Raw genomic sequence first — 21629 nt, forward strand, 5'->3', positions numbered from 1 at the left:
TGACCAGCAGGGCGCCATCGCGAGCAGGCTCACTCCTACAATTGGATCGATTACAACCTCAAGAAACAGGTCGGCTGTCAGGCCGCCTTCGCGAGCAGGCTCGCTCCCACAAAAAGGCAAAGCAGCGCAGCTGCCCGCGGCGAAGCCGCACCACTCAACAATGAGCGTTAGCTCGAGTGCTTTTGATCTTGATCCACCGGCGACGTCGGAAGGCTGAGCGGAGGGATTGATCCGGGCTTGGGAGCGCAGCGACCGTCTGGCGCAGCCAGACACAGCGGAAGGAGGTGCAGCGAAGCAAACCGGAGCCGCTGCGCCCGGATCAGTCCCGCAGCGAAGGAACCCGAGCCTGCGAGGGCCGAACGCAGGAGCTAGCGTTTTTTGCTTACTTTTTTAGGCGCTTGTAAAAAAGTAAGTCGCCGTCAGGCGAAACCGTCAGTGGCCGCTACCGAAGCAACGGATATTCACCCAAACCCACCAAACAACGAGCAACAAAAAGGCGCCCGAAGGCGCCTTTCCAATCTACATCAAGCCATCAGGCCATCTCAGCCGTGGTTTCGAAGTCGAACGTCAACTCCCCATCCTTGATGTCGATGTGCACCACACCGCCATGCTCGGCCAGCTCGCCAAACAGAATCTCCTCCGCCAGCGGACGCTTGATCTTGTCCTGGATCAGACGCGCCATCGGACGTGCGCCCATCGCCGAGTCATAACCACCCGCCGCCAGCCAGCTGCGTGCCGCATCAGTAACCTCAAGCAACACACGCTTGTCTTCCAGCTGCGCCTGAAGCTCGGTGAGGAACTTGTCCACCACACTTTTGATGACCTCATGACTGAGGCGACCAAACTGGATAATGGTGTCCAGACGGTTACGGAATTCCGGCGTGAAGCTCTTCTTGATCACTTCCATCGCATCGGACGAGTGGTCCTGATGGGTGAAACCGATCGAAGCCCGCGCGGCCGTCTCGGCACCGGCGTTGGTGGTCATGATCACGATCACATTGCGGAAGTCCGCCTTGCGCCCGTTGTTGTCGGTCAGCGTGCCGTGGTCCATGACCTGCAACAACAGGTTGAAGACTTCCGGATGCGCCTTCTCGATTTCATCGAGCAGCAATACGCAATGTGGCTGCTTGGTGATCGCTTCGGTCAGCAGACCGCCCTGATCGAAACCGACATAGCCTGGAGGCGCACCGATCAGACGCGATACGGTGTGACGCTCCATGTACTCGGACATGTCGAAGCGCACCAGCTCGATGCCCAGCGCCTTGGCCAGTTGTCGCGCGGCCTCGGTTTTACCGACACCGGTAGGCCCGGCGAACAGGAACGAACCGACCGGCTTGTCTGGCGACTTGAGCCCGGCACGCGACAGCTTGATCGCAGTGGACAGCGAATCGATCGCCGCGTCCTGACCAAACACCGTAAGCTTCAGGTCACGCTCCAGGTTACGCAGCAGCTCCTTGTCGGAACTGGTGACGTGCTTCGGCGGAATCCGTGCGATCTTCGCGACGATGTCCTCGACCTGTGGCACTTCGATACGCTTGACGCGCATCTCCACCGGTTGCAGACGCTGGTAGGCGCCCGCCTCATCGATCACGTCGATGGCCTTGTCTGGCATGTGCCGGTCATTGATGTAGCGCGACGCCAGTTCGGCAGCGGCACGCAACGACTCATCGCTGTATTCGATATTGTGATGCTGCTCGAAACGCCCTTTCAGGCCACGCAGGATACCGATGGTGTCTTCCACCGACGGCTCGACGACATCGACCTTCTGGAATCGACGTGCCAAGGCACGGTCCTTCTCGAAGATGCCGCGAAATTCCTGGAATGTGGTCGAACCTATGCAACGAATGTCGCCAGACGACAGCAGCGGCTTGAGCAGATTGGACGCATCCATCACGCCACCGGACGCAGCACCCGCACCGATGATGGTGTGGATCTCGTCGATGAACAGGATCGCCTGCGGACGTTTCTTCAGTTCATTGAGCAGCGCCTTGAAGCGCTTCTCGAAATCACCGCGATACTTGGTACCCGCAAGCAGAGCGCCGAGGTCGAGCGAATAAACAACCGCATTGGCCAGCAGATCCGGCACCTGATTGTCGACGATGCGCTTGGCCAGGCCTTCGGCAATCGCGGTTTTACCCACGCCTGCCTCACCCACCAGCAGCGGATTGTTCTTGCGCCGGCGCGCAAGAATCTGCGCGACACGCTCGACTTCCGACTCACGACCAACCAACGGATCAATGCGACCCTGGCGCGCGAGTTCGTTGAGGTTGCTGGCATAAGCATCCAGAGGATTGCCTGAAGAAGAAGACTCACCGCCCTCGTCGTCCTGCATATCTTGTTCACCTTCAGAGTGATCGCCGTGCCCCGGTACTTTCGAAATGCCGTGGGCGATGTAGTTGACGACATCGATGCGCGCCACGCTCTGCTGTTTCAGCAGGAACACGGCCTGACTCTCTTGCTCACTGAAGATGGCGACCAGCACGTTGGCGCCGGTCACTTCGCGCTTGCCCGAGCTCTGTACGTGAAAAACAGCACGCTGCAGGACACGCTGGAAGCCCAGGGTTGGCTGGGTTTCGCGATCCTCGTCATGGACGGGGATCAATGGCGTGGTGGAGTCGATGAACTCCTGCAGATCATGCTTGAGTTTGTCGAGGTTTGCGCCGCAGGCACGCAAAACGGTGGCGGCAGCCTCATTATCCAATAGGGCCAGCAGGAGATGTTCGACGGTCATGAACTCATGACGCTTCGAACGAGCCTCCTTGAAGGCAAGATTGAGGGTGACTTCGAGCTCGCGGTTTAACATAGCTTCACCTCATACCCAAGTGGTCGGCGATTAACCGTCCTTCTCGATTTCACAGAGTAGCGGATGCTGGCTTTCCCTGGCGTACTGGTTGACCTGCATGGCCTTTGTCTCGGCGATGTCGCGGGTAAACACTCCACATACTGCCCGTCCTTCTGTATGGACGGCCAGCATGACCTTGGTCGCCAGCTCGCGATTCAGGTTAAAAAACACCTCGAGCACTTCGACGACGAAATCCATCGGTGTGTAGTCATCGTTGAACAAAACCACCTTGTACATCGGCGGCGCCTGTAACGCGGGCTTTGCTTCCTGAACAGCAACGCCTGCCGAATCGTCGTCGTGCTCCTGTGGAAGATCCTTTTGGAGAAGCGGGCGATCCTGATTGAATGTTAGTCGAATCTGGCTGATTGCATGCATGGAAAAAAAGGTTCGTCAGTTGTGCGAATACAGTGGTGGGGGCGGTTGCACACGTTTTCAACTACGACTGCCCGGTCACCTTGACTATCGGGAAAACGGTGTTACAACCAATAGAGCCCACAGTGGGTAAAAAAGATCCGCGGAGTCAATTCTTTTATCGAATTCGATTGCGGATGTCGTGGATGATACTCCAGCGATGGAGTCTGTTGCAGAGGGATTTGAGCATGGCTGTCGGCAAGGTGAAATGGTTCAACAATGCCAAGGGATTCGGCTTTATCAATACCGACGCCCGGGAAGGTCGCGATGAGGATGGCAAGGACATTGATTTCTTTGCCCACTACTCGGCCATTGAAATGGATGGGTACAAGACCCTGAAAGCGGGTCAGGCGGTGAACTTCGAGATCGTTCAAGGCCCCAAAGGCTTGCATGCCGTGAAGATAACTTCGGTCGAAGTCGCTTCGGCGCCGAGCGCGATTGCCACGGAAAAACAAACGGCAACCAGTTGAAGCCTCAAAATATTCGGTCATAAAAAAACCGCCTGACTCAACCCATCGAGCCAGGCGGTTTTTGCGTGCCTGCAACTTTTACATATGCGAAATCAGCGCATCTCCGAACCCGGAGGACGAAACCAGCTTCGCGCCATCCATCAAACGCTCGAAATCATAAGTAACAGTCTTCGCGCCGATCGCACCGTTGGTGCCTTTGATGATCAGGTCCGCCGCTTCAGTCCACCCCATATGACGCAACATCATCTCGGCCGAGAGAATCAGCGAGCCCGGGTTGACCTGGTCCTTGCCGGCATATTTCGGTGCGGTACCGTGGGTCGCCTCGAACATCGCTACGGTGTCGGACAGGTTGGCACCCGGCGCGATGCCGATACCGCCCACTTCCGCCGCCAGGGCGTCAGACAGGTAGTCACCGTTGAGGTTAAGCGTTGCGATGACATCGTATTCGGCCGGGCGCAGCAGGATCTGCTGGAGCATGGCATCGGCGATGGCGTCCTTGACCACAACGTTCTTGCCGGTTTTCGGGTTCTTGAACTGCATCCACGGACCGCCGTCCAGCAGCGTCGCGCCGAATTCTTCGGCCGCCACTTCGTAGGCCCATTCCTTGAAGGCACCTTCGGTGAACTTCATGATGTTGCCTTTGTGCACGATGGTCAGCGAGTCGCGGTCATTATCGACCACATATTGCAGAGCCTTGCGCGCCAGACGCCTGGTGCCTTCGCGGGAGACCGGCTTGACGCCGATGCCGCAGTTTTCGTCGAAACGGATCTTGGTGACGCCCATTTCTTCTTTAAGGAATTTGATGACCTTGGTGGCTTCCGGCGAACCGGCCTTCCATTCGATACCGGCGTAAATGTCTTCGGAGTTCTCGCGGAAGATGGTCATGTCGACATCGCCGGGCTTTTTCACCGGGCTTGGCACGCCTTCGAACCAGCGCACCGGGCGCAGGCAGACGTACAGGTCGAGCTGCTGACGCAGGGCCACGTTCAGCGAGCGGATACCGCCACCGACCGGAGTGGTCAGCGGGCCTTTGATCGAAACCACGTAATCCTTGACCGCGTCGAGGGTTTCCTGCGGCAGCCAGGTGTCCTGGTCATAAACCTGAGTGGCCTTTTCGCCGGCGTAGACTTCCATCCAGGAAATCTTGCGCTTGCCGCCGTAGGCCTTTTCAACAGCAGCATCGACAACCTTGATCATCACCGGACTGATGTCGACACCAATACCGTCACCTTCGATGAAGGGGATGATCGGGTTATCAGGAACATTGAGAGAATGGTCTGCATTGACGGTGATTTTGTCGCCGACGGCTGGAACCTGAATCTTCTTGTAACCCATGCTGAACTCCATTGTTTGGATTGAACACCTGGCTTGCTTCGAGCGTAACCCAGTTGAATCAACACGCAAACCCTATGTTCCTGCGCCGCGCACATCTCGTTTCGTACAAGCCTGAAAGCAAAGGGAAAAGCGCCAAACTCCAGCATTCGTAACGAGTCTTTGCCCGGTCGCGCCCTGCGACCTTTAGACCAATGGACGAGAATCGTTGCATATGAACCATCGGCAGATTGCCAGCTACCTATGTATAATGCCGCCCGCTGACCACAGGGTCACGACGGCTGGCCTCTCTAGCACGAGACTTTCCGCCTGATTGGTCGGGTTGTTACCGCAGCCTGACTGCTTGACGCTCTACTGATGCACCCAACATCACCGCGAAGAATCTCGACATTCGGTTCATGGATGACTTTGAACGAACGCGCTTACCCGGCGCCCCTCGAGTTTCTGCGCACGCTTTAGCAAAGAAGAGAGAGTTAATCCGAATATGCCCACCCGCTCGAAGATCATCTATACCTTCACCGACGAAGCTCCTGCCCTCGCCACCTATTCCCTGCTGCCGATCATCGAGGCTTACACCGCCTCGGCCGATATCGCCGTGGAAACCCGCGATATCTCTCTTGCAGCGCGCATCCTGGCAAGCTTCCCCGAGCAACTGGGCGACAAAGCCGTAGCCGACCACCTCGCCGAACTGGGCGACCTGGCCGTTACGCCTGAAGCCAACATCATCAAGCTGCCGAACATCAGTGCTTCGGTGCCACAGCTGCAAGCCGCGATCAAAGAGCTGCAGGCGCAGGGCTACAACCTGCCGGACTACCCGGAAACCGTGACCAGCGACGCCGACAAAGACGCCAAGGCGCGTTACGACAAGGTAAAGGGCAGCGCCGTGAACCCGGTTCTGCGTGAAGGCAACTCCGACCGCCGCGCTCCGCTGTCGGTGAAGAACTATGCGCGCAAGCACCCGCACAAAATGGGCGCCTGGGCCAAGGACTCCAAGTCCCACGTCGCTCACATGAGCACCGGCGATTTCTACGGCAGCGAAAAAGCTGTCCTGATCGACGCCGCTGACGCCGTGAAGATCGAACTGGTCGCCAAGGACGGTGCCGCTACCGTTCTGAAAGAAAAGACCACCGTTCAGGCTGGCGAGATCCTCGACTGCGCCGTGATGAGCAAAAACGCCCTGCGTGCGTTCATCGCTGCCGAGATCGAAAGCGCCAAGGCCCAGGGCGTGCTGCTCTCGGTTCACCTGAAAGCGACCATGATGAAGGTCTCCGACCCGATCATGTTCGGCCAGATCGTTGCCGAGTTCTATAAAGACGCACTGACCAAGCACGCTGACGTGCTGAACCAGATCGGCTTCAATCTGAACAACGGCATCGGCGATCTGTACGCGCGCATCAAGGCCCTGCCGGCCGAGCAGCAAGCGCAGATCGAAGCCGATATCGCAGCGGTCTACGCCGTTCGTCCGTCGCTGGCGATGGTCAACTCCGACAAAGGCATCACCAACCTGCACGTGCCTAGCGACGTCATCGTCGACGCCTCGATGCCAGCGATGATCCGTGACTCCGGCAAGATGTGGGGCACCGACGGTCAGCTGCACGACACCAAGGCTGTGATCCCGGATCGTTGCTACGCGACCATCTACCAGGCTGTGATCGAAGATTGCAAAGCCAACGGCGCTTTCGACCCGACCACCATGGGCAGCGTGCCGAACGTCGGTTTGATGGCGAAGAAAGCCGAAGAGTACGGCTCGCACGACAAGACCTTCCAGATCAAGGCTGACGGCGTTGTTCGCGTCACCGACAGCAAGGGCAAGCTGCTGATGGAACAGGCTGTCGAAGCCGGCGACATCTTCCGCATGTGCCAGACCAAAGACGCGCCGATCCAGGACTGGGTCAAACTGGCCGTCAACCGTGCTCGCGCGAGCAGCACGCCGGCGATCTTCTGGCTCGACCCGATGCGCGCTCACGATGGCGTGGTGATCGAGAAGGTTCAGGCCTACCTGAAGGACCACGACACCAGCGGTCTGGACATCCAGATCATGGCGCCGGTCGACGCGATGAAGTACACCCTGCAGCGCACCCGCGAAGGCAAGGACACCATTTCGGTGACCGGCAACGTACTGCGCGACTATCTGACCGACCTGTTCCCGATCATGGAACTGGGCACCAGCGCCAAGATGCTGTCGATCGTGCCGCTGATGAACGGCGGCGGCCTGTTCGAAACCGGCGCCGGCGGTTCGGCGCCGAAGCACGTGCAGCAACTGGTTGAAGAAAACTTCCTGCGCTGGGATTCGCTGGGTGAGTTCCTTGCCCTCGCCGCTTCCCTTGAGCACCTGGGCGTGAACTACAACAACCCGAAAGCACTGGTGCTGTCGAAAACCCTGGACCAGGCCACCGGCCAGTTCCTCGACAACAACAAGTCGCCATCGCGCAAGGTCGGCAACATCGATAACCGCGGCAGCCACTTCTACCTGGCGATGTACTGGGCTCAGGCCCTGGCTGCCCAGACCGAAGACGCTGCACTGCAAGCGCAGTTCGCGACTCTGGCCAAAACCCTGACCGAGAACGAGGCAACCATCGTTGCCGAGCTCAACGCCGTTCAGGGCAAGCCAGTCGACATCGGCGGTTACTACCACGCCGACGCCGAGCTGATCAGCAAGGCGATGCGTCCAAGCGCAACCTTCAACGCGGCGATTGCTGCGCTGGTTTAAGGTTGTAATGCGGTGAACAGACCCCGGCCTTGTGCCGGGGTTTGTGTTTCCGGGTTTTGTGATCACCACAAAACTTTGTGGGAGCTGGCTTGCCAGCGATGGCGGTTTATCATCCAGCATGGATGGTGACTGAACCACCGCTATCGCTGGCAAGCCAGCTCCCACAGGGATTGGGGTTTAACCAATAGATTGAGGAAGGTTTTATGGAATGGCTCCCCCACATCACCGTCGCCACCATCGTCGAGGACAACGGTCGCTTCCTGATGGTCGAAGAGCACAAAGGTGGGCGTAATGTGCTCAACCAGCCCGCCGGCCATCTCGATCCGGATGAAACCCTGATCGATGCGGCCATTCGCGAAACCCTCGAAGAAACCGGCTGGGACGTCGAACCGACAGGCGTGATCGGCATTTATCTGTACACCGCACCGAGCAACGGCGTGACTTACCAGCGCATATGCTTCAGCGCCAAAGCCGTGCAGCATCACCCGGATTACCAGCTTGACGACGGCATCGTCGGCGCCAAGTGGCTGACCCGCGACGAATTAATCGCCCAGCGCGATAACTGGCGCAGTGAACTGATCATCCGTTGCATCGACGATTATCTGGCCGGTCATCACTTCAGCCTCGAACTGATCCGCCCTTCTCTTTAGCCTTGCGGCCGCGAGCCTGATAGAATCGCGCCCTTTTCCAAGACACTCATTGAATCCCTATGCGTGATCCAGCCCCTTCTGACACATCCAAGAAGCGCGTCATTGTCGGCATGTCCGGCGGCGTGGACTCTTCCGTTTCCGCCCTTCTCCTGATCGAGCAGGGTTACGAAGTGGAAGGCCTGTTCATGAAGAACTGGGAAGAAGACGACGGAACGGAATACTGCACCGCGATGGACGACCTGGCGGATGCTCAGGCTGTCTGCGACAAGATCGGCATCAAGCTGCACACCGCCAACTTTGCCGCCGAGTACTGGGACAACGTGTTCGAGCACTTTCTCGCCGAATACAAGGCCGGGCGCACGCCGAACCCGGACATCCTGTGCAACCGCGAGATCAAGTTCAAAGCGTTCCTCGACTACGCGATGATGCTCGGCGCCGACCTGATCGCCACCGGCCACTACGTGCGCCGCCGTGATATCGATGATCGCACCGAACTGCTCAAGGGCCTCGATCCGAACAAGGATCAGAGCTATTTCCTGCACGCCGTCGGCGGCGAACAGATCGCCAAGACCCTGTTCCCGGTCGGCGAACTGGAAAAGCCGCAAGTGCGCGAGATTGCCGAGAAGTACGAACTGGCCACCGCCAAGAAGAAGGATTCCACCGGGATCTGCTTCATCGGCGAGCGCCGTTTCAGCGATTTCCTCAAGCAATACCTGCCGGCACAACCGGGCGAGATCAAGACCACCGAAGGCGAAGTCATCGGCCGTCACCACGGCTTGATGTACCACACCATCGGCCAGCGCCAGGGCCTCGGCATCGGCGGCTTGAAGGATGCCGGTGACGAGCCGTGGTACGTGCTGCGCAAGGATCTGCAGAGCAACGAGCTGATCGTCGGCCAAGGCAACAACCATCCGTGGCTGTTCTCCAGCGCCCTGCTCGCTTCGGAAATTTACTGGGTCAACCCGATCGACCTGAGCCAGCCGCTGCGCCTGACGGCGAAAGTGCGTTATCGCCAGAGCGATCAGGCCTGCACCCTGGAAAAAACCGCCAGCGGTTATCGCGCCGTGTTCGACGAACCGCAACGCGCGGTGACGCCGGGCCAATCGGTGGTGTTCTATGACGGTGAAATCTGCTTGGGTGGCGGCGTGATCGAAGTGGCCGAGCCGTGGAGCGGCCAGGCATGAGCCCGACTCAGGAGCAACTGACGGCGCTGGGCGGCGTGTTTCTCGCCGCCGTGCTGGTCGATCGCATCGCCAAGACCGGCCAGACCAACGAGGCCGGCCTGAGTTGCATGCTCGGCAGCCTGCTGGTCCGCGACCCAAAAGATACGCTGGACGTCTACGGCGGCGACGACATCAATCTGCGCGAGGGTTATCGCGCGCTGATTGGCGCCCTTGAGCGCGATCCGAGCACCTTGCAGCGCGAGCCGTTGCGCTACGCGCTGTCGATGCTCGGTCTGGAGCGGCAACTGGCCAAGCGTGACGACATGCTTGAGACGATTGCCAAACGCCTGCCGCAGATCCAGTCGCAGGTGGAGCATTTTGGCCCGGCCCACGAAAACGTCGTGGCCGCTTGCGGTGCGTTGTACCAGGACACTTTGAGCACTCTGCGCCAGCGCATTCAGGTGCACGGCGACATGCGCAACCTGCAACAGCCGAGCAATGCCTCGAAGATCCGCGCCCTGCTCCTCGCCGGTATCCGCTCGGCGCGCCTGTGGCGTCAGCTCGGTGGTCATCGCTGGCAGTTGGTGATCAGCCGCCGCAAGTTGCTTAAAGAGCTTTATCCGTTGATGCGCAGCGAGTAAACGCCGCGTCACGAAGGCTTTGTAGTCTGTAACGCGTAATACGCCGGTCAGTTGGCGACGGACCGGCGGATTTTTTCATGTATGATACGCGCCCCATTTCGTTGCCCGACTGTCCGAGAACACCCCATGCAGCTCTCTTCGCTCACTGCGGTTTCCCCTGTTGACGGCCGCTACGCCGGCAAAACCCAGGCCCTGCGCCCGATTTTCAGCGAGTACGGCCTGATCCGTGCCCGCGTTCTGGTTGAAGTGCGCTGGCTCCAGCGCCTGGCCGCCCATGCTGGCATCCCTGAAGTGCCAGCCTTCTCCGCCGAGGCCAACGACGTTCTCAATGAACTGGCTGAAAACTTCTCGCTGGAGCACGCCGAGCGCGTCAAAGAGATCGAGCGCACCACCAACCACGACGTCAAAGCGATCGAATACCTGCTCAAAGAGCAGGCGGCCAAGCTGCCGGAGCTGGCCAAGGTCAGCGAATTCATCCACTTTGCCTGCACCAGCGAAGACATCAACAACCTGTCCCACGCCCTGATGCTGCGCGAAGGTCGTGACGACGTGATGCTGCCGCTGATGCGCCAGACCGCCAACGCCATCCGCGAACTGGCGATCCGTTTCGCCGACGTGCCGATGCTGTCGCGCACCCACGGCCAGCCGGCTTCGCCGACTACTCTGGGTAAAGAACTGGCCAACGTGGTTTACCGTCTCGAGCGTCAGATCGCTCAAGTCGCTGCCGTGCCGCTGCTGGGCAAGATCAACGGCGCTGTCGGCAACTACAACGCACACCTCTCGGCCTACCCGCAGATCGACTGGGAAGCCAACGCCCGCGCCTTCATCGAAGACGAGCTGGGCCTGGGCTTCAACCCGTACACCACGCAGATCGAACCGCACGACTACATCGCCGAGCTGTTCGACGCTATCGCACGCTTCAACACCATCCTGATCGACTTCGACCGCGACATCTGGGGCTATATCTCCTTGGGTTATTTCAAGCAGCGCACCATCGCTGGTGAAATCGGTTCGTCGACCATGCCGCACAAGGTCAACCCGATCGACTTCGAAAACTCCGAAGGCAACCTGGGTATCGCCAACGCATTGTTCCAGCACCTGGCGAGCAAGCTGCCGATCTCCCGCTGGCAGCGCGACCTGACCGACTCCACCGTCCTGCGCAACCTCGGTGTCGGCTTCGCCCACAGCGTGATCGCTTACGAAGCCAGCCTCAAAGGCATCAGCAAACTCGAGCTCAACGAGCAGAAGATTGCCGCTGACCTCGATGCTTGCTGGGAAGTATTGGCTGAGCCGATCCAGACCGTGATGCGTCGCTACAACATCGAAAACCCGTACGAAAAGCTGAAAGAACTGACCCGCGGCAAGGGCATCAGCCCTGAAGCGTTGCAGACTTTCATCGATGGCCTGGACATGCCAGCCGAAGCCAAAGCCGAGCTCAAGCAACTGACGCCGGCCAACTACATCGGCAACGCAGTGGCACAAGCCAAACGCATCTGATCGACCGTTTGCTCCGTTTGAGACGCCCGGCCGCGCCGGGCGTTTTTATTCCCGTCTGAAAAGTGCTTTTTTTCAATAGGTTACATATGAATTCCGATATTCCTCTTCAACTTCTGGGCGGCCTCACAGCACGCGAATTCCTGCGTGACTACTGGCAGAAAAAACCGCTGCTGATTCGTCAGGCGATTCCTGACTTCGAAAGCCCGATCGACGCCGACGAACTGGCCGGCCTGGCCCTGGAAGAAGAAGTCGAATCGCGCCTGGTGATCGAACATGGCGAGCGTCCATGGGAACTGCGTCGCGGCCCGTTCGCCGAAGACGAGTTCAGCAAATTGCCAGAAAAAGAGTGGACACTGCTGGTGCAAGCGGTTGATCAGTTCGTGCCGGAAGTCAGCGAACTGCTGGAAAACTTCCGCTTCCTGCCGAGCTGGCGCGTCGATGACGTGATGATCAGCTTTGCCGCACCGGGTGGCAGCGTCGGCCCGCATTTCGACAACTACGATGTGTTCCTGCTGCAGGGCCATGGCAAGCGCAACTGGAAAATCGGCCAGATGTGCGATTCCGAGAGCCCGCTCCTGCAGCACGCTGACCTGCGCATCCTCGCTGAATTCCACGAGACCGAAGAATGGGTGCTGGAGCCAGGCGACATGCTCTACCTGCCGCCGCGTCTGGCCCATTGCGGCGTCGCAGTCGACAACTGCATGACCTACTCGGTCGGCTTCCGTGCGCCGAGCGCTGCTGAAGTGCTGACCCACTTCACCGACTTCCTCAGCCAGTTCCTGACCGACGAAGAGCGCTACACCGATGCCGACGCCAAGCCGGCGGTCGATCCGCACCAGATTCAACACGATGCGCTGGATCGTCTGAAAAGCCTGCTCGCCGAACACATGAGCGATGAGCGCCTGCTGCTGACCTGGTTCGGCCAGTACATGACCGAGCCGCGCTACCCGGAACTGGTGGTCGGCCCGGAAGACGTCGAAGAAGAAGACTTCCTCGCCGCCCTGCAGGACGGCGCCGTGCTGATCCGCAACCCGAGTGCGCGCCTGGCCTGGTCGGAAGTCGACGACGATCTACTGCTGTTCGCCAGCGGCCAGAGCCGTTACCTGCCGGGCAAGCTGCGCGAACTGTTGAAGCTGATCTGCGCCGCTGACGCCCTGCACGCCGACAACCTCGGCGAATGGCTGAGCGATGAAGACGGCCGCAGCCTGCTCTGCGAACTGGTCAAGCAAGGAAGCCTGGGGTTTGCCGATGAATAAAATTCGCGTTCGTGTCGCAGACTGGCAGAAGGATATCGCCGAGATCCGGCGCATTCGTGAAACGGTGTTCATCGCCGAACAATCGGTGCCACCCGAGCTTGAGTGGGACGCCGATGACGCGACCGCCGTGCATTTTCTGGCGTTCGAAGGCGACTTCCCGATCGGCACGGCGCGACTGCTGCCCGATGGGCATATCGGTCGGGTTTCGGTACTCAAAGACTGGCGCGGAATGAAGGTCGGTGACGCGCTGATGCAAGCGGTCATCGCCGAAGCCGAAGCGCGCGGCTTGAAGCAACAGAAGCTCAGCGCTCAGGTGCAAGCCACGGCGTTCTATGAGCGCCTGGGCTTCAGCCTGGTCAGCGAGGAGTTTCTCGAGGCCGGCATTCCGCATGTCGACATGGTTCGGCATTCGGCCTGATTCCGAGACCTCTAGATCCCCTCGCCACAATGGCCGCCAGCACACCACAAAACGCCCCGCCATTTTCGGATGCCGGGGCGTTTTGCTGTCTACGATTCAACTTGCCCCACCCCGGGCCGACAAACTGGCAATATCAAGCCTTTCGAACGCGGAGATAACGGACATGTCCCTACGCACCCTGCTCACCACCCTGCTGCTCGGCTGCAGTTTTTCGGTGCTGGCAGCCACAGAAATCGTCCCCCTCAAATACCACACCAGCGCTGACATGTTGCCAGTGGCGCAGGATTTCATCGGCCAGGACGGTCAGGTCAGCGCTTACGGCAATCAGCTGATCGTCAAAGCCGAGCCGGCCAAGATACAGGAACTGAAAGATCTGCTGGCGCAACTCGATACCGCACCGAAGCGCTTGCTGATCACCGTCGACACCAACGAAAACAATGGCCGTGGCGACGAAGGTTATGCGGTCAACGGCGCCCAGCCGAACCAGACCCGGATCATCAGCCGCAGCACCACCAGCCGCAATGGCGGCGTTCAGCAAGTGCAGACCAGTGAAGGCACTCCGGCGCTGATTCAGGTTGGCCAGAGCGTGCCGATCACCAACACCCAGAGCGACTCCTACGGCGGTTACAGCAGCGAGACCCAATACCGCAACGTCACCCAGGGTTTCTACGTCACCGCCAGCGTCACCGGCGAGACCGTTCATCTGGCGATCAGTACCAACCGTGACCGCATGAGCCAGGAACGTCCCGATGTAGTGAACGTGCAAAGTACCGACACAACCGTCACCGGGCGCCTCGGTGAGTGGATCACTCTCGCCGGCGTCAATAGCCAGACTCAGGCCGATAAACAGGGGCTTACCCGCAGCTACTCGACTCAAGGCCGGGATGACATGACCTTGCGGGTGAAAGTCGACACCCTGGACTAAAGCACCGAAAACTGACTGATTAGTCGTATTAGACGAAAGATGTAGTGCCTTAAAAAAAGCACTACAAAACGTTTGACGAGGCCAAAAAGCGAAGGCATGATGGCCTCGCTCCCGCTAATCAGAGGCCCTGGCAAGGGCCTTCGAAGCGCCGTTCGCACCTATCCCGCGAACCGTTTCGTGTCTGTACCGCCCACAAGGTGTGTTTGACGAGGTTGCCGACTGGAACGAAGTTGTCCCGAGGGACGGAAGCGTATTTAGGTAACCCGGCTTCACGCTGCAGACCGTATAAAGGCCCACGACGCCGGAATGCGCCCGCACCGCGCCACTACCTGCTCACCTCCCCTCGAGCCCATCGTTCATCCCGTCGCCTACCCCGCCGAATCCGACTTGACCACCTAAGCTTCTGGTCAGCGAGCGCAGGAATTTTCCACCGCAGAACAACTTTTCATAAAAGACGCGACGAGGTTTATCTCCATGGCACTGACACGCGAACAGCAAATTGCAGCCCTCGAAAAAGACTGGGCCGAGAACCCGCGCTGGAAAGGCGTGACTCGCACTTACTCCGCTGCTGACGTGGTCCGCCTGCGTGGCTCGGTTCAGCCTGAGCACACCTTCGCGAAGATGGGCGCCGAGAAGCTGTGGAACCTGGTTACCCAGGGTGCCAAGCCGTCCTTCCGTCCAGAGAAAGATTTCGTCAACTGCATGGGCGCCCTGACCGGCGGCCAGGCTGTTCAGCAGGTCAAGGCCGGTATCCAGGCGATCTACCTGTCCGGCTGGCAGGTGGCTGCGGACAACAACTCCGCCGAATCGATGTACCCGGATCAGTCGCTGTACCCGGTTGACTCGGTACCGACCGTGGTCAAGCGCATCAACAACTCGTTCCGTCGTGCTGACCAGATCCAGTGGAAAGCCGGCAAGAATCCGGGCGATGAAGGCTACATCGACTACTTCGCGCCAATCGTGGCCGACGCTGAAGCCGGCTTCGGCGGCGTACTCAACGCCTACGAGCTGATGAAGAGCATGATCGAAGCAGGCGCCGCCGGCGTTCACTTCGAAGACCAACTGGCTTCGGTGAAGAAGTGCGGCCACATGGGCGGCAAGGTTCTGGTGCCAACCCAGGAAGCCGTGCAGAAGCTGACCGCTGCCCGTCTGGCCGCTGACGTTGCCGGCACGCCGACCATCATTCTGGCCCGCACCGACGCCAACGCGGCTGACCTGCTGACTTCCGACTGCGACCCGTACGATCAGCCATTCGTGACCGGCGAGCGTACTCAGGAAGGTTTCTACAAGGTACGTGCCGGCCTGGATCAAGCGATCGCCCGTGGCCTGGCTTACGCACCGTACGCCGACCTGATCTGGTGCGAAACCGCCAAGCCGGATCTGGAAGAAGCCCGTCGCTTCGCTGAAGCGATCAAAAAGGAATACCCGGACCAGCTGCTGTCGTACAACTGCTCGCCTTCCTTCAACTGGAAGAAGAACCTGGACGACGCGACCATCGCCAAGTTCCAGCGCGAACTGTCCGCCATGGGCTACAAGCACCAGTTCATCACCCTGGCCGGCATTCACAACATGTGGCACAGCATGTTTAACCTGGCGCACGACTACGCCCGCAACGACATGACCGCCTACGTGAAGCTGCAAGAGCAGGAATTCGCTGACGCTGCCAAGGGTTACACCTTCGTTGCGCACCAGCAGGAAGTGGGCACTGGCTACTTCGACGACATGACCACCGTGATCCAGGGCGGCTCGTCCTCGGTGACCGCGCTGACCGGTTCGACCGAAGAAGAACAGTTCCACTGATTCGGCTTCACCTGAGCAAACGGCCTTTGCGGATCGAATAAAAAGCTAACCGCAGAGCCGCAAGACTGACGCCCCGACTGGATCGGGGCGTTTTTTTGCCTGTTGGAATCTCAAAGCCCCCATAAATTTCCTGTGGGAGCGAGCCTGCTCGCGAAGGCGATAAGTCAGCTTGCACATCTGGAGGCTGATCCACCGCTTTCGCGAGCAGGCTCGCTCCCACAGGGCTACCGTCAGCCGAGAGATGGAACATTGATCTGAAGCGCTACAAGCGTCAGAAATTTCCGCTAAAACGGTAGGCTTCGCTACTTGCAGTAATGCGCAAGTAAGACAACTTCCCAGCCACTCACTGGTTAAACAGTTACAAAACCACTCCAAACGATATCAATTATCATTTAGCAGCAACTATGTTCGTTACAAAGCCTACAAAACATAATTGACGGAAACCCGGCTAATGCCCGCAACGCATGGGCCGCAGCGCCTTCAGCAGACGCTATGTCCTTAATCCGGTAAATAATTTCGCCTTTGGAATTTTACTTGCCGGGTGTTTAGCCATAAAATCAGCCCGATTGATTGCTGCGACATATCGTCACTGCCTTATTTCTTTATCAAGCTCAGAGACCTTTGCTCTCTGTTAAGGATTACCAGCATGCCCGAAGCGACAGGACTCATGGCCCACAACTGGGGCTTTGCCATTTTCCTTCTGGGTGTCGTCGGCCTGTGTGCCTTCATGCTTGGCGTCTCCAGCCTCCTCGGGTCAAAAGCCTGGGGTCGCAGCAAAAACGAACCGTTCGAGTCGGGCATGCTACCTACCGGTGGCGCCCGCTTGCGGCTCTCAGCCAAATTCTATCTGGTCGCGATGCTCTTCGTGATCTTCGATATCGAAGCCCTCTTTCTCTTTGCATGGTCTGTGTCCGTCCGCGAAAGCGGCTGGACCGGATTCGTCGAAGCTCTCGTTTTCATAGCAATTCTGTTGGCAGGTCTTGTCTACCTGTTCCGAGTGGGCGCCCTTGACTGGGCTCCGGAAGCTCGTCGCAAGCGGCAGGCGAAGCTGAAACAATGAGGCTTTGGCAATGCAATACAATCTCACCAGGATCGACCCCGATGCTCCTAACGAGCAGTATCCGATTGGCCAGCGGGAAACCGTTGCCGATCCGTTAGAAGATCAAGTCCACAAAAACATTTTCATGGGCAAGCTGGAAGACGTGCTGAGTGGCGCGGTCAACTGGGGACGTAAGAACTCCCTGTGGCCGTACAACTTCGGCCTGTCGTGCTGCTACGTGGAAATGACCACCGCCTTCACGGCGCCCCACGACATCGCGCGCTTTGGCGCCGAAGTCATCCGGGCCTCGCCGCGTCAGGCCGACTTCATGGTTATCGCCGGTACCTGCTTCATCAAGATGGCGCCGATCATTCAGCGTCTCTACGAGCAAATGCTCGAACCGAAATGGGTTATCTCCATGGGTTCGTGCGCCAACTCCGGCGGCATGTACGACATCTACTCCGTGGTTCAAGGGGTGGACAAGTTCTTGCCCGTGGACGTCTACGTACCTGGCTGCCCGCCCCGTCCGGAAGCATTTCTGCAAGGCTTGATGCTGTTGCAGGAATCGATTGGACAGGAGCGTCGTCCGCTTTCCTGGGTCGTTGGTGATCAAGGCGTGTATCGCGCCGACATGCCATCGCAGAAGGAACAGCGCCGCGAACAGCGAATCGCAGTCACCAATCTGCGCAGCCCTGACGAAGTCTGATCCAGTTCTGTTCCAAGTAACGAGAAGCTGGCTTCATTCTTTACGTTGACCGAAAGCGAAAAAATAACCATGACTACAGGCAGTGCTCTGTACATCCCGCCTTACAAGGCAGACGACCAGGATGTGGTCGTCGAACTGAACAACCGTTTTGGCGCCGAAGCGTTCACCGCGCAGGCAACCCGCACCGGCATGCCGGTGCTGTGGGTGGCCCGTGCCAAACTGGTTGAAGTCCTGACTTTCCTGCGCAACCTGCCCAAGCCGTACGTCATGCTCTATGACCTGCACGGCGTGGACGAGCGTCTGCGCACCAAGCGTCAAGGGCTGCCGACCGGCGCCGATTTCACCGTGTTCTATCACCTCATGTCGCTGGAGCGTAATAGTGACGTGATGATCAAGGTGGCCTTGTCCGAAGGCGACCTCAGCATGCCTTCCGTCACCAGCATCTGGCCCAACGCCAACTGGTACGAGCGCGAAGTCTGGGACATGTTCGGCATCGACTTCAAAGGCCACCCGCACCTGTCGCGCATCATGATGCCGCCGACCTGGGAAGGTCACCCGCTGCGCAAGGACTTCCCGGCGCGCGCCACCGAATTCGATCCGTTCAGCCTCAACCTCGCCAAACAGCAGCTGGAAGAGGAAGCCGCGCGCTTCCGTCCGGAAGACTGGGGCATGAAGCGTTCCGGAGCCAACGAGGACTACATGTTCCTCAACCTCGGCCCGAACCACCCTTCGGCGCACGGTGCGTTCCGCATCATCCTGCAGCTGGACGGTGAGGAGATCGTCGACTGCGTCCCGGACATCGGTTACCACCACCGTGGCGCCGAGAAGATGGGCGAGCGTCAGTCCTGGCACAGCTACATTCCGTACACCGACCGCATCGACTACCTCGGCGGCGTGATGAACAACCTGCCTTACGTGCTCTCGGTCGAGAAGCTTGCCGGCATCAAGGTGCCGCAGAAGGTCGATGTCATCCGCATCATGATGGCCGAGTTCTTCCGGATCACCAGCCACCTGCTGTTCCTCGGTACCTACATCCAGGACGTCGGCGCCATGACCCCGGTGTTCTTCACTTTCACCGACCGCCAGAAGGCGTACACGGTGATCGAAGCGATCACCGGTTTCCGTCTGCACCCGGCCTGGTACCGCATCGGTGGCGTCGCCCACGACCTGCCGCGCGGCTGGGAAAAACTGGTCAAGGATTTCGTCGAGTGGATGCCCAAGCGTCTGGACGAATACACCAAGGCCGCCCTGCAGAACAGCATCCTCAAGGGTCGTACCGTCGGCGTCGCTGCCTACAACACCAAAGAGGCCCTGGAATGGGGCGTCACCGGTGCCGGCCTGCGGTCGACCGGTTGCGATTTCGACCTGCGCAAAGCGCGTCCGTACTCGGGCTACGAGAACTTCGAATTCGAAGTGCCGCTGGCCGTCAATGGCGATGCCTACGACCGCTGCATGGTCCGCGTCGAAGAGATGCGCCAGAGCATCAAGATCATCGATCAATGCATGCGCAACATGCCGGAAGGCCCGTACAAGGCGGATCACCCGCTGACCACGCCGCCGCCGAAAGAACGCACGCTGCAGCACATCGAAACCCTGATCACGCACTTCCTGCAGGTTTCGTGGGGCCCGGTCATGCCGGCCAACGAATCCTTCCAGATGATCGAAGCGACCAAGGGCATCAACAGTTATTACCTGACGAGCGACGGCGGCACCATGAGCTACCGTACCCGGATCCGTACTCCGAGCTTCCCGCATCTGCAACAGATCCCTTCGGTGATCAAAGGCAGCATGGTCGCGGACTTGATTGCGTACCTGGGTAGTATCGACTTCGTTATGGCCGACGTGGACCGCTAAGCATGAACAGCACGCTTATCCAGACAGACCGTTTCACCTTGAGTGAAACCGAGCGCTCGGCCATCGAGCACGAGCTGCATCACTACGAAGACCCGCGCGCGGCGTCGATCGAAGCCCTGAAGATCGTCCAGAAAGAACGCGGCTGGGTGCCGGATGGCGCCCTCTACGCGATCGGCGAGATCCTCGGCATCCCGGCCAGCGACGTTGAAGGCGTGGCGACGTTCTACAGCCAGATCTTCCGTCAGCCGGTCGGCCGCCACATCATTCGCGTCTGCGACAGCATGGTCTGCTACATCGGCGGCCACGAGTCGGTGGTCAGCGAAATCCAGAACAATCTGGGCATCGGCCTGGGTCAGACCACCGCCGACGGTCGTTTCACCCTGCTGCCTGTCTGCTGCCTCGGCAACTGCGACAAGGCACCGGCGCTGATGATCGACGACGACACCTTTGGCGACGTGCAGCCTGCTGGCGTGGCCAAACTGCTCGAGGGCTACGTATGACCCTGACATCTTTTGGTCCAGCCAACCGCATCCAGCGCTCGGCCGAGACGCACCCGCTGACCTGGCGTCTGCGCGATGACGGCGAAGCCGTGTGGCTCGACGAGTACCAGGCCAAGAACGGTTACGCCGCTGCGCGCAAAGCCTTCGCCGAGATGGATCAGGACGCGATCGTCCAGACCGTCAAAGACGCTGGCCTCAAGGGTCGCGGCGGTGCCGGCTTCCCCACTGGTGTGAAGTGGGGCCTGATGCCCAAGGACGAATCCATAAACATCCGCTACCTGCTGTGCAACGCGGATGAAATGGAGCCGAACACCTGGAAAGACCGCATGCTGATGGAGCAACTGCCCCATCTGCTGATCGAAGGCATGCTGATCAGTGCCCGCGCGCTGAAAACCTACCGTGGCTACATCTTCCTGCGCGGCGAATACACTACCGCCGCCAAGCACCTCAACCGTGCCGTGGAAGAAGCCAAGGCGGCCGGCCTGCTGGGCAAGAACATTCTCGGTTCGGGTTTCGATTTCGAGCTGTTCGTCCACACCGGTGCCGGGCGTTACATCTGCGGTGAAGAAACCGCGCTGATCAACTCCCTCGAAGGCCGCCGCGCCAACCCGCGCTCCAAGCCGCCCTTCCCTGCCGCCGTCGGCGTGTGGGGCAAGCCGACCTGTGTGAACAACGTCGAAACCCTGTGCAACGTGCCGGCGATCATTGCCGACGGCGTTGACTGGTACAAATCGTTGGCCCGCGAAGGTTCCGAAGACATGGGCACCAAGCTCATGGGCTTCTCCGGCAAGGTCAAGAACCCGGGCCTGTGGGAACTGCCATTCGGCGTCACCGGTCGTGAACTGTTCGAAGATTACGCCGGCGGCATGCGCGACGGCTTCAAGCTCAAGGCCTGGCAGCCAGGCGGCGCCGGTACCGGTTTCCTCCTGCCCGAGCACCTCGACGCACAAATGTATGCCGGCGGTATCGCCAAGGTCGGCACCCGGATGGGTACCGGTCTGGCGATGGCGGTGGATGACAGCGTCAACATGGTCTCGCTGCTGCGCAACATGGAGCAGTTCTTCGCTCGCGAATCCTGCGGTTTCTGCACCCCGTGCCGCGATGGTCTGCCATGGAGCGTCAAGCTCCTGATGGCCATCGAACAGGGCAAGGGCCAGCCGGGCGACATCGAGACCCTGTTGGGCCTGGTCGGTTTCCTCGGCCCGGGCAAGACCTTCTGTGCTCACGCACCGGGAGCCGTGGAGCCGCTGGGCAGCGCGATCAAATACTTCCGTCCAGAGTTCGAAGCCGGTATCGCGCCTGTCAGCGCCGCCGTCCCGCCTCTGGCAAGGCCGATCGTAGTCGGCGCTTAAACGCTTAAAAAGGCGAAGGGTCCGTGCCCTTCGCCTTTCGTCCGATGACGCCCTCCGGGGCTG

18 protein-coding genes are annotated in these 21629 nt (G+C 59.4%); 15 read left to right on the forward strand and 3 right to left on the reverse strand.

The window, feature by feature from the left end:
* Positions 1 to 532 precede the first annotated feature (532 nt).
* Positions 533 to 2803 carry an ATP-dependent Clp protease ATP-binding subunit ClpA gene (gene clpA, locus ACZ9BE_RS14225; protein WP_016775266.1) on the reverse strand — a complete coding sequence of 757 codons (2271 nt, stop codon included), beginning with the start codon at positions 2801 to 2803 and terminating at the stop codon, positions 533 to 535.
* A gap of 30 nt (positions 2804 to 2833) precedes the next feature.
* Positions 2834 to 3217 (reverse strand): ATP-dependent Clp protease adapter ClpS, encoded by a 384-nt coding sequence (clpS, locus tag ACZ9BE_RS14230; protein ID WP_011334948.1) that lies wholly within the window; start codon positions 3215 to 3217, stop codon positions 2834 to 2836.
* Positions 3218 to 3441: 224 nt separating this feature from the next.
* Here clpS and ACZ9BE_RS14235 point away from each other — a divergent pair, with 224 nt between their 5' ends.
* Complete coding sequence (locus tag ACZ9BE_RS14235) at positions 3442 to 3723, forward strand: cold shock domain-containing protein (RefSeq protein WP_236168574.1); 282 nt, start codon at positions 3442 to 3444, stop codon at positions 3721 to 3723.
* A 78-nt stretch (positions 3724 to 3801) separates the two neighbouring features.
* On the opposite strand, the gene icd is transcribed toward ACZ9BE_RS14235, so the two are convergent.
* Positions 3802 to 5058: an NADP-dependent isocitrate dehydrogenase gene (icd, locus tag ACZ9BE_RS14240; protein WP_056788899.1), complete on the reverse strand. Its 1257-nt coding sequence runs from the start codon at positions 5056 to 5058 to the stop codon at positions 3802 to 3804.
* Between the two features lie 481 nt (positions 5059 to 5539).
* On the opposite strand from icd, the gene ACZ9BE_RS14245 reads away from it, so the two are divergent.
* From ACZ9BE_RS14245 to nuoF, 14 genes are all read left to right on the forward strand, one after another.
* Entirely contained in the window at positions 5540 to 7765 is a 2226-nt protein-coding gene (locus ACZ9BE_RS14245) for an NADP-dependent isocitrate dehydrogenase (RefSeq protein ID WP_076563521.1), read from the forward strand.
* A 203-nt stretch (positions 7766 to 7968) separates the two neighbouring features.
* Complete coding sequence (locus ACZ9BE_RS14250; RefSeq protein ID WP_016775271.1) at positions 7969 to 8415, forward strand: NUDIX hydrolase; 447 nt, start codon at positions 7969 to 7971, stop codon at positions 8413 to 8415.
* 59 nt (positions 8416 to 8474) lie between these two features.
* Positions 8475 to 9599: a tRNA 2-thiouridine(34) synthase MnmA gene (gene mnmA, locus ACZ9BE_RS14255; RefSeq protein ID WP_150634940.1), complete on the forward strand. Its 1125-nt coding sequence runs from the start codon at positions 8475 to 8477 to the stop codon at positions 9597 to 9599.
* Positions 9596 to 10219 carry a high frequency lysogenization protein HflD gene (hflD, locus tag ACZ9BE_RS14260; protein WP_039763308.1) on the forward strand — a complete coding sequence of 208 codons (624 nt, stop codon included), beginning with the start codon at positions 9596 to 9598 and terminating at the stop codon, positions 10217 to 10219. Before mnmA ends, hflD begins: the two co-directional genes overlap by 4 nt.
* A gap of 126 nt (positions 10220 to 10345) precedes the next feature.
* Positions 10346 to 11716, forward strand: coding sequence for an adenylosuccinate lyase (gene purB / locus ACZ9BE_RS14265; protein ID WP_423665254.1), 1371 nt, complete (start codon positions 10346 to 10348; stop codon positions 11714 to 11716).
* A gap of 86 nt (positions 11717 to 11802) precedes the next feature.
* A complete protein-coding gene (locus tag ACZ9BE_RS14270) occupies positions 11803 to 12972 on the forward strand; it encodes a ribosomal protein uL16 3-hydroxylase (protein WP_016775274.1) in 1170 nt (389 codons plus the stop codon).
* Complete coding sequence (locus ACZ9BE_RS14275) at positions 12965 to 13390, forward strand: GNAT family N-acetyltransferase (protein WP_016775275.1); 426 nt, start codon at positions 12965 to 12967, stop codon at positions 13388 to 13390. The genes ACZ9BE_RS14270 and ACZ9BE_RS14275 overlap by 8 nt, the downstream gene beginning before the upstream one ends.
* A 163-nt stretch (positions 13391 to 13553) precedes the next feature.
* Positions 13554 to 14315 carry a secretin N-terminal domain-containing protein gene (locus ACZ9BE_RS14280; RefSeq protein WP_476249596.1) on the forward strand — a complete coding sequence of 254 codons (762 nt, stop codon included), beginning with the start codon at positions 13554 to 13556 and terminating at the stop codon, positions 14313 to 14315.
* 474 nt (positions 14316 to 14789) lie between these two features.
* Positions 14790 to 16115 carry an isocitrate lyase gene (gene aceA, locus ACZ9BE_RS14285; RefSeq protein ID WP_003223815.1) on the forward strand — a complete coding sequence of 442 codons (1326 nt, stop codon included), beginning with the start codon at positions 14790 to 14792 and terminating at the stop codon, positions 16113 to 16115.
* Between the two features lie 646 nt (positions 16116 to 16761).
* Positions 16762 to 17175 carry an NADH-quinone oxidoreductase subunit A gene (locus tag ACZ9BE_RS14290; RefSeq protein WP_003223812.1) on the forward strand — a complete coding sequence of 138 codons (414 nt, stop codon included), beginning with the start codon at positions 16762 to 16764 and terminating at the stop codon, positions 17173 to 17175.
* A 10-nt stretch (positions 17176 to 17185) separates the two neighbouring features.
* Positions 17186 to 17860 (forward strand): NuoB/complex I 20 kDa subunit family protein, encoded by a 675-nt coding sequence (locus ACZ9BE_RS14295; RefSeq protein WP_016775278.1) that lies wholly within the window; start codon positions 17186 to 17188, stop codon positions 17858 to 17860.
* A gap of 69 nt (positions 17861 to 17929) precedes the next feature.
* On the forward strand, positions 17930 to 19714 hold the full coding sequence (gene nuoC, locus ACZ9BE_RS14300) for an NADH-quinone oxidoreductase subunit C/D (protein WP_076563524.1): 1785 nt from the start codon (positions 17930 to 17932) through the stop codon (positions 19712 to 19714).
* A 2-nt stretch (positions 19715 to 19716) separates the two neighbouring features.
* Positions 19717 to 20214 (forward strand): NADH-quinone oxidoreductase subunit NuoE, encoded by a 498-nt coding sequence (gene nuoE / locus ACZ9BE_RS14305; RefSeq protein WP_003223804.1) that lies wholly within the window; start codon positions 19717 to 19719, stop codon positions 20212 to 20214.
* Complete coding sequence (gene nuoF / locus ACZ9BE_RS14310) at positions 20211 to 21566, forward strand: NADH-quinone oxidoreductase subunit NuoF (RefSeq protein ID WP_024013417.1); 1356 nt, start codon at positions 20211 to 20213, stop codon at positions 21564 to 21566. Before nuoE ends, nuoF begins: the two co-directional genes overlap by 4 nt.
* The last annotated feature ends 63 nt before the right edge of the window (positions 21567 to 21629 follow it).

Source organism: Pseudomonas sp. TE9122 (assembly GCF_056278925.1).